This is a genomic window from Cohnella fermenti (assembly GCF_004801405.1).
GTDB lineage: Bacteria > Bacillota > Bacilli > Paenibacillales > Paenibacillaceae > Cohnella > Cohnella fermenti.
In genome coordinates this window covers 1-388 of the sequence record NZ_SSOB01000139.1, presented here as the reverse complement: position 1 = coordinate 388, position 388 = coordinate 1, and the positions used below count along the sequence as shown (strand labels likewise).

At 53.6% G+C, this 388-nt stretch carries 1 protein-coding gene; it reads left to right on the top strand.

All coding sequences use genetic code 11. The annotated features are described in order from the left end of the window. On the top strand, positions 1 to 388 hold a 388-nt coding region (locus tag E6C55_RS34080; RefSeq protein ID WP_168736018.1), incomplete at both ends, for a hypothetical protein.

The following is a 388-nucleotide window of genomic DNA, read 5'->3' as shown; positions in this document are numbered from 1 at the left end:
CAGACCCGTATACGTTATCGTTCGGGATGCTTATGAGGGACACGTACGAACCGAATGGCACGTTAGCGCAAGCCGTCAATGTTGAACTGGGGAATACGTACGACTCGTATCTATCCGTAGCAGGGGACAAGGACATCTACACATTCACAGCGGAGGCGGAAGGCCAGGTCACGGTGAACCTGACATCGCCGACGGGGAAAGACTACAACGTGGAAGTGTTCGAAACGGCCAGTTGGTCGAACTGGTTGGCGGATTCCGAGAACGGAGTCGGCGAAGAGGATGTCATGCCGTTCAATGTAAAGGCCAATACGGCATACTACATCGTTGTATACGGAAAGGATTCCGCGGAGTTCGGCCCAGACCCGTATACGTTATCGTTCGGGATGCT